Annotated in this window: 11 protein-coding genes and 1 pseudogene; 11 read left to right on the top strand and 1 reads right to left on the bottom strand. The window is 62.6% G+C overall.

The annotated features are described in order from the left end of the window. Positions 1 to 201 precede the first annotated feature (201 nt). The 10 genes from FJ954_RS26920 to FJ954_RS26965 are packed head-to-tail and all read left to right on the top strand — an operon-like array spanning position 202 to position 9,388. The gene (locus FJ954_RS26920) at positions 202 to 936 is read left to right on the top strand and encodes a heme-binding protein (protein ID WP_246681158.1); all 735 of its coding nucleotides are present in this window, start codon (positions 202 to 204) and stop codon (positions 934 to 936) included. Beyond that, positions 933 to 2,810, top strand: a complete 1,878-nt coding sequence (locus FJ954_RS26925; RefSeq protein WP_140664562.1) for a methanol/ethanol family PQQ-dependent dehydrogenase — start codon at positions 933 to 935, stop codon at positions 2,808 to 2,810. Before FJ954_RS26920 ends, FJ954_RS26925 begins: the two co-directional genes overlap by 4 nt. Before the next feature lie 46 nt (positions 2,811 to 2,856). Beyond that, complete coding sequence (locus FJ954_RS26930) at positions 2,857 to 3,660, top strand: substrate-binding domain-containing protein (protein ID WP_246681160.1); 804 nt, start codon at positions 2,857 to 2,859, stop codon at positions 3,658 to 3,660. After that, the gene (locus tag FJ954_RS26935; RefSeq protein WP_140664568.1) at positions 3,657 to 4,190 is read left to right on the top strand and encodes a c-type cytochrome; all 534 of its coding nucleotides are present in this window, start codon (positions 3,657 to 3,659) and stop codon (positions 4,188 to 4,190) included. Before FJ954_RS26930 ends, FJ954_RS26935 begins: the two co-directional genes overlap by 4 nt. Further along, on the top strand, positions 4,187 to 5,200 hold the full coding sequence (gene coxB / locus FJ954_RS26940) for a cytochrome c oxidase subunit II (RefSeq protein ID WP_140664570.1): 1,014 nt from the start codon (positions 4,187 to 4,189) through the stop codon (positions 5,198 to 5,200). The genes FJ954_RS26935 and coxB overlap by 4 nt, the downstream gene beginning before the upstream one ends. Continuing rightward, on the top strand, positions 5,197 to 7,173 hold the full coding sequence (ctaD, locus tag FJ954_RS26945; protein WP_140619713.1) for a cytochrome c oxidase subunit I: 1,977 nt from the start codon (positions 5,197 to 5,199) through the stop codon (positions 7,171 to 7,173). Before coxB ends, ctaD begins: the two co-directional genes overlap by 4 nt. Next, positions 7,170 to 7,775 (top strand): cytochrome c oxidase subunit III, encoded by a 606-nt coding sequence (locus FJ954_RS26950; protein ID WP_015317834.1) that lies wholly within the window; start codon positions 7,170 to 7,172, stop codon positions 7,773 to 7,775. Before ctaD ends, FJ954_RS26950 begins: the two co-directional genes overlap by 4 nt. Further along, positions 7,775 to 8,116: a hypothetical protein gene (locus tag FJ954_RS26955; protein WP_015317833.1), complete on the top strand. Its 342-nt coding sequence runs from the start codon at positions 7,775 to 7,777 to the stop codon at positions 8,114 to 8,116. The genes FJ954_RS26950 and FJ954_RS26955 overlap by 1 nt, the downstream gene beginning before the upstream one ends. Then, positions 8,113 to 8,991 (top strand): cytochrome c oxidase assembly protein, encoded by an 879-nt coding sequence (locus FJ954_RS26960; protein ID WP_140664573.1) that lies wholly within the window; start codon positions 8,113 to 8,115, stop codon positions 8,989 to 8,991. The genes FJ954_RS26955 and FJ954_RS26960 overlap by 4 nt, the downstream gene beginning before the upstream one ends. Continuing rightward, on the top strand, positions 8,972 to 9,388 hold the full coding sequence (locus tag FJ954_RS26965) for a c-type cytochrome (protein ID WP_140664576.1): 417 nt from the start codon (positions 8,972 to 8,974) through the stop codon (positions 9,386 to 9,388). Before FJ954_RS26960 ends, FJ954_RS26965 begins: the two co-directional genes overlap by 20 nt. 184 nt (positions 9,389 to 9,572) lie before the next feature. Here FJ954_RS26965 and FJ954_RS26975 read toward each other — a convergent pair whose 3' ends face one another. Then, positions 9,573 to 9,809: a hypothetical protein gene (locus tag FJ954_RS26975; protein WP_041163447.1), complete on the bottom strand. Its 237-nt coding sequence runs from the start codon at positions 9,807 to 9,809 to the stop codon at positions 9,573 to 9,575. An 848-nt stretch (positions 9,810 to 10,657) separates the two neighbouring features. Between FJ954_RS26975 and FJ954_RS26980 the strand changes: the two are divergent. Beyond that, positions 10,658 to 11,968, top strand: a pseudogene (locus FJ954_RS26980) (hypothetical protein); the annotation flags it as partial.

An 11,968-nucleotide genomic window follows, 5' to 3' on the forward strand; every position in this document is an offset into this window, starting at 1 on the left:
GGACAGCATGGCTGAACACCAGCCTTCAAATCCAACTGCACGAATTTTTCCAAAGCAGGAACATAGAAGCATTGTGCGAGTTAGGCACGGACGCCTGCTCGCGTTCACGATCTGCCAGGGTTCTCTTTGATGTTCGAACGAATGCCCAAGACAATGTATCGCTGTCAGCTTTTCGTATCTGCCTTTGGTTTGTTGTTGCTGATGGGCGACCTGCTCCACGATGACAGGGCCATGGCGCAGCAGGCTTGTCCGGCCGATCACGATAGGCTGCTTACAGTCCTCAAAGCCAATGTGAAGGCAAGCGGCGGACCAGCCAATGGCGGCTTTGAAACCAACGAATGGGGCGCGATCGTTGCCCGCGATGGCACTGTCTGCGCGATTGCGTTCAGCGGCCCCGCAGTCGATTCGCAATGGCCGGGCAGTCGGCTCGTCGCAGCGGAGAAAGCCAACACCGCCAACGGTCTCAGCCTGGCTCAAATGGCCCTGTCGACGGCCAATCTCTACGCTGGCGTGCAACCGGGTGGGCCGCTGTTCGGGCTGCAGGCGACCAACCCCGTCAACCAAGCCGCGGCTTATGCGGGCGATCCCAAAGCCTTCGGCAGCGCCAACGATCCGTTGGTCGGCAAGCCTATCGGCGGCGTCGTCGTGTTTGGCGGGGGCTTGGCCCTTTACGACGGCAAAACGATCGTTGGCGCGCTTGGCGTCAGTGGCGATTCCTCTTGCGCCGACCACAATGTCGCCTGGCGCGTTCGCGCGGCTCTCGGCCTCGACAAGGTCCCGGCAGGCGTCAATCCCAACCGCAAGGATGCCATCATCTATGATCTCGATCCCGGCGGAAAAAGCGCCTCCGGCTGGGGTCACCCGCTATGCTCGGGCACCGAGGCCGACATCGCAGCGGAAATCGGTTCAGGCGTCGGAGGCGCGACACCGAAATGAAGCAAGCAGCGCGGTGTGCAACACCCTGCGTTGACGCGGTACGCACGAACCGCCCGGCGGCAGCTAGAAAACGTCTCCAGAGCTTCCTTGCGGGGTTGCTGCTGGCTTGCACTCCTCTGCTGACGGGCGCTTCCGAAGCTCCGCCACCGTCAGCGATCTCGCCGCCGGCTTCCGCCGCACCGCGCGACGATGGGCAATGGACGATGCCGGCCAAGAACTACGCGTCGACCCGCTACAGTGAGCTCACGGAAATCAACGAAGGCAATGTCAAGAACCTGCAGGTGGCCTTCACCTTCTCCACCGGGGTCAACAAAGGCCAGGAAGCGGCGCCGCTGGTCGTCGGCGGCACTATGTACATCGTGACCCCCTTCCCCAACATGGTCTACGCGCTCGACCTCACCAAGCCAGGCGCGCCGATGAAATGGAAGTTCGAACCCAATCCCGAACCCGCGGCGCAAGGGGTTGCCTGTTGCGACGTCGTGAATCGCGGCGCGGCTTTCGCGGACGGGCGCATCTTCTTCAACACACTGGACGGTCACACCATCGCACTCGATGCGAACACCGGTCAGCCGATCTGGAACTCCCATATCGGCAACATCAACATAGGAGAGACCATCACCATGGCGCCGTTGGTGGTGAAAGGCAAAGTGCTGGTCGGCAATTCAGGCGGCGAGATGGGCGTCCGCGGCTGGGTCAAGGCGCTTGACGCCGGCGACGGTCATGTCGTCTGGACGGCCTACGGCACCGGACCGGACAAGGACGTGCTGATCGGCCCCGATTTCAAGCCGCATTACGACATGGACAAGGGCAAGGACCTTGGCGTCACGACATGGCCGCCGGAAGCCTGGAAAATCGGCGGCGGCAACATGTGGGGCTGGATTTCCTACGACCCGGATCTCAACCTGATCTTCCACGGCACCGGCAACCCTGGACCGTGGAACCCGGATCTGCGGCCCGGCGACAACAAATGGACGTCAGGGATTTTCGCCCGCGACCCTGATACCGGAGCGGCGAAATGGTTCTACCAGTGGAGCCCGCATGACCTCCATGACTATGACGGGATCAACGAGCAGGTCCTGCTCGACATGACCTGGCAGGGCAAGCCGCGCAAGGTGCTGGTCCGGCCCGAGCGCAACGGCTATCTCTACATTCTCGACCGGACCACCGGCGAAGTGCTGTCCGCGAAGCCCTACGGCCCCGTCAATTCCAGCAAGGGTGTCGACCTCGACAGCGGCCGTCTGGTCGAAAATCCGGACAAGAAGACCGGTACCGGCAAGGTCGTCCGCGACATCTGCCCGACCGCATCGGGGCTCAAGGACTGGCAGCCTTCCGCCTTTTCGCCGAAGACCGGGCTGCTCTACATCCCGCATAACAATCTGTGCATGGACGAAGAAGGCGTCGAGGTGAACTACATTGCCGGCACGCCCTATGTCGGCATGAACGTACGCATGATCCCCGGGCCCGGCGGAAACCGGGGCGCCTTCACCGCCTGGGACATCGCCGCGGAGAAGCCCGCCTGGAGCCTCAAGGAGAACTTCCCGGTGTGGAGCGGCGCGGTCGTGACCGCCGGCGATGTCGTCTTCTACGGAACCATGGAGGGTTGGTTCAAGGCGGTCAGCGCCAAGACCGGCGAGCTGCTTTGGCAATTCAAGACGTCGTCCGGCATCATCGGCCAGCCCATCACATATCGCGGCCCCGACGGACACCAATATGTGGCGATCCTGTCGGGTGTCGGCGGCTGGGCCGGCGCCATCGTGTCCGGCGATCTCGATCCGCGCGACGCCACCGCTGCCCTCGGTTTCGTCAACGCGATGAAGGATCTCAAGGACGCGACAACGGCGGGAGGCACGCTCTATGTGTTCCGGCTCCCCTGAGGCACTCGAGCGGGCCCCGCGCCAGGTGCGAAAGGCGCTCCAGCGAATGGCAACCGGCATGGCCGTCCTCGCCTTGCTGCTCTTGCCGGCGACAGCGAATGTGCGTGAACTGAGGGTCTGCGCCGACCCGAACAACATGCCCTTCTCCAACGCCGCCGGTCAGGGCTTCGAGAACAGGATCGCTGAGATCGTGGCCGCCGATCTCGGCGCCAAACTGACCTACACTTGGTGGGCACAGCGCCGGGGCTTCGTGCGCAACACGCTGAAGGCCGGCCTTTGCGATCTCGTGCCCGGTACGCCGGCCAATCTCGAAATGCTGCGCACCACCACCCCCTATTATCGCTCGTCCTATGTTTTCGTCACCCGCCAGGACGGTCCGGATGTGGCATCCTTCAACGATCCGCGGCTGCGCGCCATGCGGATCGGCGTGCAACTCATCGGCGACGACGGGGCCAATTCGCCTCCCGTCCAGGCGCTCGGCCGCCGCGGCATCGTCGGGCATCTCGTCGGTTATCCCGTCTATGGCGACTACTCCGCACCCAACCCTCCGGCGCGCATCGTCGAAGCAGTGGCGACCGGAGACATCGATCTTGCCGTCGTCTGGGGCCCGCTCGCCGGCTACTTCGCCGCCAAGCAGAAAGTGCCTCTCCGCGTCACGCCCGTCACGCCTCGCATCGACGGGCCGCAATTGCCCATGATCTACGACATCTCGATGGGCGTTCGGCGCGAGGACGATGCGCTGCGTGGCGATGTGAACAGCGCGCTGGCCAGGCACAAGGCCGAGATCGACGCATTGCTGTCGCAATATGGCGTGCCGCGCCTCGATGGCCCGGGGAGACCAGTGCGATGAAGCACGGTGCCGCCATGCTCTTGTTTACGGCCCTAGCGCTTACGGCATGCCAGCGCGAGGAGCGCGACACGCGCCCGCAATCCTCGCTCGGATCGGGCGAGCAGCCGATGCCTGTGACGACACTGGAACCCGGTGGACAGCGGCCTTCGGCCAGCGACAACAAGGCAGCCAGCTTCGAGGCTAATGCCTTCCACCTCAGCGAGGGCAAGCGCCTGTTCAGCTGGTTCAACTGTTCGGGCTGTCATGCCAATGGCGGCGGCGGCATGGGGCCGGCCTTGATGGACCAGAAATGGCTTTACGGCAGTTCGATCGAAAGCATCCACGCCACGATCCGCGATGGGCGGCCAAAAGGCATGCCGAGCTTCCGCGACAAGATTCCCGATGACCAGATTTGGGAGCTTGCCGCCTTCGTTCGCTCGCTGAGTGGCAACGCACCCTCGTCCGCCGCGCCGCAACGCAACGACGACATGATGCCGCATCCGTCGGAAAACCGCATGCCGGATGCAGCCACGCTGGGGAAATCACCGTGAAGCGCCTTGCGTCGACCGGGTTCGGCACGGCCTGCGTCTTGTTTCTGCAGGGATGCGCGGGATGGCAATCAGCGCTCGACCCGAAAGGGCCAGCTTCCAGTGAGCTGGCATGGCTCATCTGGTTTTTCACCGCGCTTTGCGCGGTGATCTGGGTCCTGGTGATGATCGCTCTTGCCACACCGTTGATGATGCGGTCGCGGGACGGCGCCGAGCCGCTCGTGCTCGACGCCGGCGCCGACCATCGAAAGTTGCGCGTTGTCGTGATCGCCGTCGGGCTGACCGCAGTGATCGTGGTCGGACTGACCTTGCTGAGCTTCTTCGCCAACAGGACACTTGCGGCGATCGGCTCCGACGCCGCGCTCACCATTCGCGTCACGGGCCACCAATGGTGGTGGGAAGTCCGCTACGAAGACGCCACGCCGAGCCGCATCCTGACCACGGCGAACGAGATCCACATCCCCGCCGGGGAGCCCGTACGGCTTCTGCTGACATCGACGGACGTGATCCATTCCTTCTGGGTGCCGAGCCTTTCCGGCAAGCTCGACCTCATCCCCGGCCATATCAATGTGCTCGACATTAAGGCCGACAAGCCTGGCGTATATCGCGGCCAGTGCGCCGAGTTCTGCGGTGCGCAGCATGCGAACATGGGTACCTTCATCATCGCTGAGCCGAAGGAAAAGTTCGACGCTTGGTGGAACGACCAGTTGCAGCCGTCTGGCCCTCCGGCGAGCGACGAGGCCAAGGCTGGCGAGGACCTGTTCCTCAAGCGTCCCTGCGTGATGTGCCACAGGATCGGGGGCACTCCAGCGGGAGGAACCGTCGCGCCGGATCTGACGCATATTGCCAGCCGGCGCACGCTCGCCGCCGGCACGTTGACGATGAGCCGAGGCAATATCGCTGCCTGGATAGCGGACCCCCAAGGCGTGAAGCCCGGTTCCCACATGCCTGTGGTGGAGCTCAACGGCGACGAACTCAACGCCATCGTCGCCTACCTTGAGGGTCTGAAATGAGCAGCGCGGATCTGATCAGCGAACGCGACCTGCCGCCGAAACGCGAGACCGCCACCAAGGGCGACCTGGCTCCCGAGCATGACGGACCGCGCGATACTGGCATGGACGATGCCAGCCTGCACCACTGGCTCACGCGGGCATGGCGCACGCCGCCCGGCATCATCGGAGCATTGTCGAGCGTCGACCACAAGGTCATCGCAAGGCGCTATCTGATCACGGCCTTCATCTTCCTGTGCCTTGGCGGGCTGAACGCGGTCGCCATGCGAATCCAACTCTCCGGGCCACAGCGCGGGCTGATCGGGCCGGACCTCTACAACCAGCTGTTCACGATGCATGGCGTCACCATGATGTTCCTGTTCGCTGTGCCCATCGTTCAGGCAACGGGAATCTATCTGGTGCCGCTGATGGTCGGCACCCGTAACATCGCCTTCCCGCGGCTCAATGCATTCGGCTACTGGATCTACGTCTCGGGCGGGGCCTTTGCCTGGATCTCATTCCTCCTCAACATGGCGCCCGACGTCGGCTGGTTCGCCTATGTGCCCCTATCCGGACCGGAATTCTCTCCTGGCAAGCGCGCCGATGTCTGGGCGCAAATGATCACCTATACCGAAGTGTCGTCGCTTGCGGTCGCCGTCGCCACCATCGTCACCGTGTTCAAGCAACGCGCGCCCGGCATGTCGCTGGACAAGATACCGCTTTATGTGTGGGCACTGCTGGTCACTTCCTTCGTCGTCGTCTTCGCGATGCCGGCGGTCATGATCACCTCGACCTTCCTCATTCTCGACCGGCTTGTCGGAACCCACATTTTCAACCCCGCGGAGGGCGGCGACGCCCTGCTGTTTCAGCATCTGTTCTGGTTCTTCGGTCATCCCGAGGTCTACATCATCTTCCTGCCGGCGACGGGCATGGTCTCCTCCATCATTCCCGCTTTTGCCCGGCGACCGACGTTCGGCCATTTAGGGCTGGTCCTGTCGCTGATCGCGGTGGGTTTCCTGTCGTTCGGCCTCTGGGTGCATCATATGTTTGCAACCGGATTGCCGAAGCTCGGGGCGAGCTTCTTCACGGCGTCCAGCATGCTGATCGCCATCCCCAATGGCGTGCAGATCTTCTGCTGGCTGGCGACCTTGTGGGATGGCAGACCGGTGATCCGCACGCCGCTGCTGTTCGTCTTCGGCTTCTTCTTCATCTTCGTCATCGGCGGGCTAACCGGCGTCATGCTCGCCTCGGTGCCGCTCGACCTTCAGGTGCACGACACCTACTTCGTCGTCGCCCACTTCCACTATGTGCTGATCGGCGGATCGGTATTCCCGCTGCTGGGCGCGGCCTATTTCTGGTTCCCCAAGATCACCGGGCGCATGATGAGCGAACGTCTCGGACGCTGGCATTTCGGGCTGGCCTTCATCGGCTTCAATGCGGCCTTCTTCCCGATGCATCTCGTGGGCCTGTGGGGCATGCCGCGCAGGGTCTATACCTATCCGGCGGAGCTTGGCTGGGGCAACATCAACCTGTTCATCAGCGCCGGCGCGGTGCTGTTCTTCCTGAGTTTCGTGCTGTTCACCTTCAACCTGATACATGGCGCATTGAAAGGGGCTCCTGCCGGCGATAACCCCTGGGATGCCGGCACCCTGGAATGGGCCACGTCGTCCCCGCCTCCAAGTTACAATTTCTCGCGCATTCCGATCGTGACGAATGTCGAGCCGCTGTGGGCCGAACGAGAGGCGCTTCCCGTCGCAACTGGACTCCGCGTCGATGTCCGCGAGTTGCTCATCTCGACGGTGGCGGAGGCCTACCCCGACATCCGCGAGAAATCGGCGACGCCGTCGATCTGGCCGCTGCTGGCGGCGATCGCCGTGGGCGGCACGTTCCTCTACTCGATCTTCACGCCGTGGGCGATCGTCTGGGGCGCCATGCCGATCGCGCTCACGCTGCTCGGCTGGTTCTGGCCCAAGGGCGATCCGGAGGACGAGGAATGAACCAGCGGCCCGTCACCGACCTTTCCGCCCTCCCTACGTTTGGCCATGGTCCGCGCAGCCCAACCTGGTGGGGCACGCTCGGCTTCATGGCATTGGAAGGGACGGGCTTCGCGCTGGCGGCCGGCGCCTATCTCTATCTGGCGATGTCATGGCCCAACTGGCGTCTGAGCGCCCCGGAACCTAACCATTGGCCGGGAACGATCGTCACCCTGTTGCTGATCGCCAGCCTGGTGCCAAACCACATCCTCAATCGCTACGCCGAGCATTGCGCCATGGTGCCGGTGCGGATCGGCATGGTCGTGATGTCGCTGTTCGGTGTCGCCCCGCTCGTGGTGCGCTGGTTCGAGTTCCCGGCATTGAATATCTTTTGGGACACAAACGCATACGGCTCGATGCTTTGGGTGTTGCTTGGACTGCACACCACGCATCTGATCACCGACGTGGGCGACACGATCGTGCTGACGGTGCTGATGTTCACACGCCATGGGTATAGCGGCCGGCGCTTCGGCGATGTGGGCGACAACGTCTTCTACTGGGATTTCGTGGTGCTCACCTGGATCCCGATCTACCTGCTCATCTACTGGGTACCGAGGCTAGGCTGATGCGCGCGCTGCGGTTGGGAATGTCCTGGGGTGGTCTTCTGTCGGGGCCTTTGGCTTGGGCAATCTCGACGCAGCTGAACTACGCGCTTGTTCCGTGGCAGTGCAATCGCCAGGTTCCGGTCGTGCTTCCGATCGCATTGCTGCTGGCCTTCCTTTCACTTCTCGGCGGCATGCTTTCTTGGCGGGCACGGCGGCAAGGGGGCGCGGCTTTCAAGCCGGAGCGCACGCGCGGCACCGAGCAATTCGTCGCCGATCTCGGCATTCTTGCGGCTTTGCTTTTTGCCCTCGTGATCGTCATGCAGGGCAGCGCCGCACTCATTCTCGACGAGTGCCTGCGATGAGCTTCGAGGCCTTCTTCTCAACCTCGATCTGCTATGGCGCCGGCGCGCCCGAAGCGGGATGGACGCTTGCGTTTCCCATCACGCTCCCTTTGGCCGCAATCGCGCTCATCTATGCGCTCGGAGCGAGCCGGCTATGGCGCCGCAGCAGCCGGGGCCGCTCCGAGCGGACGCGGCAAGTTCTGTTGTTCACCGCCGGCTGGGGCGTGCTGACCGGAGCGCTGGTCAGCCCGATCCATGCGCTTGGCGAACGGGTGTTTGCCGCCCACATGATCGAGCATGAACTGCTGATGGCGGTAGCGGCGCCACTCCTTGTCGCCGCCTGCCCCGGCGCAGCCCTGATATGGGCATTGCCGGCCGGACTTCGCCGAGGGACGGGAAGGCTCACGCACGGCAGGACTCTTCATGCGATCTGGACCGTTGCCAGCCGCCCCCTCAACGCAACCGCCATCCACGGCATCGCGATCTGGATCTGGCACGTTCCCGTCCTGTTCGAGGCAGCGCTTCAGCAGGGCGTGCTGCACTACGCCCAGCATGCGAGCTTCCTCGGCACAGCCCTGCTGTTCTGGTGGGGGATTCTGCCGCGTTCCGGCCGCCAGCAGGCCTATGGCAGCGCGGTCATGCATCTCTTCTTCACGTCACTGCACACCGGTCTGCTCGGCGTGCTGCTGCTGTTGTCGCCCAGACTCTGGTACCCGCAGAATGCCGCCGGTGCGGCGCTCTGGGGTCTAACCCCGATCGAGGACCAGCAGCTCGCCGGACTGGTGATGTGGGTTCCGGCTGGCCTGATCTATGGCGGAGCCGCCTTGCTGCTTGCCGGCCTTTGGATAAGTAAGAGCGGAATCAGGGAGGCAAGCCATGCGCTCCGGCCTGGCTAGGATGGTGGGCGGCGCGCTCGCCGCGATCCTGCTGCTGACCGCGGCAGTCGCCGCAGCGACCTTGTGGTCCGACCGGCGCGATCGTGTTCGCCACGAATCGGACACGGCGACCGGCGGCTTGGAAGCGCGCGCCATTCCGATCATGATCGCGAACGGCTGCTCTGGATGCCATACGATCCCCGGCGTGCCGGGGGCACAAGGCCAGGTTGGTCCGCGCCTCGATTCCAGCCTTGCCGACCGGGTCTTTATCGCCGGCGTGCTGGCGAACAATCCGGAGAACCTGATCCGCTGGATACGAGCGGCCAGGGAGATCAATCCGCACACGGCCATGCCATCGACGGGGATCACAGAGCAGCAGGCGCGTGATATCGCTGCCTACCTCTACGGCCTGAAATGATCAGCCCTCGCCGCCGCCCCGGGACCACAGGCCGCGGCCGGGGTCGTAGCCGACCACTGCCGCCAGGAAAAACACGACGAGGCAGGCGAGAACGACAAGGGCGGAAACGGGATCAAAGCGTAGATAGAGCGTGAAGCGTATCAGTTCGACCGCCGAACTAAACGGCCCTCGAGCGACAGCGCCTTCATGGACCGATCACCACCGACTTCACCACCTCCTCATTCTCCAGATCGATGAACGAGATGTCGCCGGAATTGCCCTTAGCGCTGACCAGGCGCTTCTGGTCATCGGACAGCGCCAAGTGCCACGGCCGCTGGCCGACGAGATAGAGGCGGCGCACCGCCAGCGTCTTGGCATCCACTTCGGCCACCCGGTTGGCCGAACCGAGCGCGACATAGGCAGTGGCGCCGTCGCGTGCCATTTCGATGTCGACCTGGACGCCCTCGCTGCGGATGCCGGGGACCTCGAACTCGACCTTGCCGGTCTCTGCACGAGACGTGGTGTCGAGGCGGTCACCGTCCCGGGACCAACAGAAGCAGCAGGATCGAGAGCGCCAGTTTCATTGATGGAGAGGTTGGGCGAGAATAGGAGTTCATTGACGACCTGAGGATCGGCCACGTCGATCTTCGCCTGCGGGCCGTCAACTGGCGACGGAAGAACCGGCAATACCGATCCGTCCAATCCATCATAGGTGCAGTTAGCGAATTTTGCTTCCAGCATGTTTGATTTTAGTTGCTCTCTGCCGAGGCTGGTCAGTGTTGATCACCGAACAGCGTGCAAAGCCTGTAATTTACTGCATTCTCTTTGCATTTCAAACACTTGGCAGGCGAGAATTGCCGCGATTCACGGCTGTTCGATGCTCGTTTGAATCGGTTTAGATTCATATTAATTTCAAAAATGCAATAGGCATATTGAATTATCCACAAATTGGAGTAGCTTTTTAGCTATTGCTAATAAAAGGAGGACGGCATGCACATCCGTGCGTGCCAAGGGAGGGGGGTCATCATCATGGCCTATTTATTGCCTGATAGCATCCGCCGGCTGCGGATGATCCACGCGCGCAGGACACGTCCGCGCGGGAACGCCTGACCGGGGCATGAGCGAAGGGCTTGGAACGCCCTCGACGCCCTACCCCCGATCCATTCCACCACTCCACTTTCTTTAACGAGGACGCGTAGCGCCGGCCGTACCGGCGGATGCGCGCCCATGCGGCCGGTTGCCGGCGTTGGGGCCGATTTCCGCCTGCCGCAATAACCAGGGAGAATTCCGATGGCACTCGACATCCTCGCCCAAGACATCATCATCGACGAAACGACCGGCCTCCAAGACAATGATATCAACCCGGCCGTTGCGCCGTACAGCACCAACACGACGCTGCAATATCTCGAGACTCTCGGTTCTCCGCTCGAAACCGCATTCCAGGCTAACTTCGTGCGGGCCACGGCGAGCGCCGGAGAAACCATCAACTCGATCGTTCTTACGCAAAACGCTTCCGGCACGCCGTTCTCCACCACGGTTGGCGTGAACAGCAACCTTCAGACTGACGACGGAAAATATATATGGCTGTTCCAGGACGCAACGCATGCGAACGTCGTGATCGGTGTCATCGGCACCTCTGATCCGTCTGCCGCGCCCGTTGCGAATGGCCCCCTCGCCTTCTCGTTTGGTCTGGACTCCACGAGCGCCACAAACGCGGACCTTTACTTAGTCGAGTATGTGCCGTTGCACCATCCGGACGCGACCAACCCGGACGACCGCATCGATCTAACCGATAAGGTGTTCGCATCGGTCGCCGGAACCTCGGTGGTTAATTTCTCGGGCCAGAACGCGGCTCCCGGCAATCATGATTTCTATGTGATCGATTCGGGAAGCGACGCTACGAAGCAGATTTTGGTGACAGGTTTCCTCGGGGCGGCCAATGCCACCGCCAACGTCAGTACACAAGGCTTCGGCGTCAATAACCAGAGCATCAATCCGGCTGAGGCGTTGCAGGTCGATTTCGTGACTGGCGGCACCTTGGCCGCGGGTACCGCTTCGCAGATACAGTACGGCGGCCACCTCGAGAACATTACGCAGGCCGGGTTTACGATCAACCAGATCACGCCTTCCAATCCGAGTTTGCGGGTGGACATCAAAATCAGCACCGTCAATGTCACGGGCAACGAGCAAGGCTTGAACTTTTATGACGGCAGCCCCACCACCCCCGCGCCCATCGCCAGCCTTACGCTGACCGGCACATCCGGGTTTGCGTCGCCGATCACCGCTAATGGCACCTATGCCACGGGAAGCGGCAACGTCACCGTCAGCGGCATGGGCACAGGCACCGTAACCATCACCGGCCTCGACAACGTCACCACCGTCAACATCACCACGAGCAATCCCATGGATCGGCTGACGGTTACGGGGGTCGATGCAAACGAAGGCTGTGACATCACCGAGTTCCATTTCACGGCGCAAAACACCAATGGCCATACCGAGGAGGTCGGCTCTTTCATCAACTTTGACGATGACGGGCCGAGCATATCGACGACCGGCACCGAGCCGACGCTAACCGTCGACGAGACGGTTCTTGGGACCGAC

The organism is Mesorhizobium sp. B2-3-15, assembly GCF_006442875.1.
GTDB lineage: Bacteria > Pseudomonadota > Alphaproteobacteria > Rhizobiales > Rhizobiaceae > Mesorhizobium > Mesorhizobium australicum.

Coding starts and splice junctions, on each gene's coding strand:
- FJ954_RS26965 (WP_140664576.1), top strand. CDS start 8,972: ATGCGCTCCGGCCTGGCTAGGATGGTGGGCGGCGCGCTCGCCGCGATC.
- FJ954_RS26920 (WP_246681158.1), top strand. CDS start 202: ATGGGCGACCTGCTCCACGATGACAGGGCCATGGCGCAGCAGGCTTGT.
- FJ954_RS26960 (WP_140664573.1), top strand. CDS start 8,113: ATGAGCTTCGAGGCCTTCTTCTCAACCTCGATCTGCTATGGCGCCGGC.
- FJ954_RS26975 (WP_041163447.1), bottom strand. CDS start 9,809: ATGGCACGCGACGGCGCCACTGCCTATGTCGCGCTCGGTTCGGCCAAC.
- FJ954_RS26955 (WP_015317833.1), top strand. CDS start 7,775: ATGCGCGCGCTGCGGTTGGGAATGTCCTGGGGTGGTCTTCTGTCGGGG.
- FJ954_RS26950 (WP_015317834.1), top strand. CDS start 7,170: ATGAACCAGCGGCCCGTCACCGACCTTTCCGCCCTCCCTACGTTTGGC.
- ctaD (WP_140619713.1), top strand. CDS start 5,197: ATGAGCAGCGCGGATCTGATCAGCGAACGCGACCTGCCGCCGAAACGC.
- FJ954_RS26935 (WP_140664568.1), top strand. CDS start 3,657: ATGAAGCACGGTGCCGCCATGCTCTTGTTTACGGCCCTAGCGCTTACG.
- FJ954_RS26930 (WP_246681160.1), top strand. CDS start 2,857: ATGGCAACCGGCATGGCCGTCCTCGCCTTGCTGCTCTTGCCGGCGACA.
- FJ954_RS26925 (WP_140664562.1), top strand. CDS start 933: ATGAAGCAAGCAGCGCGGTGTGCAACACCCTGCGTTGACGCGGTACGC.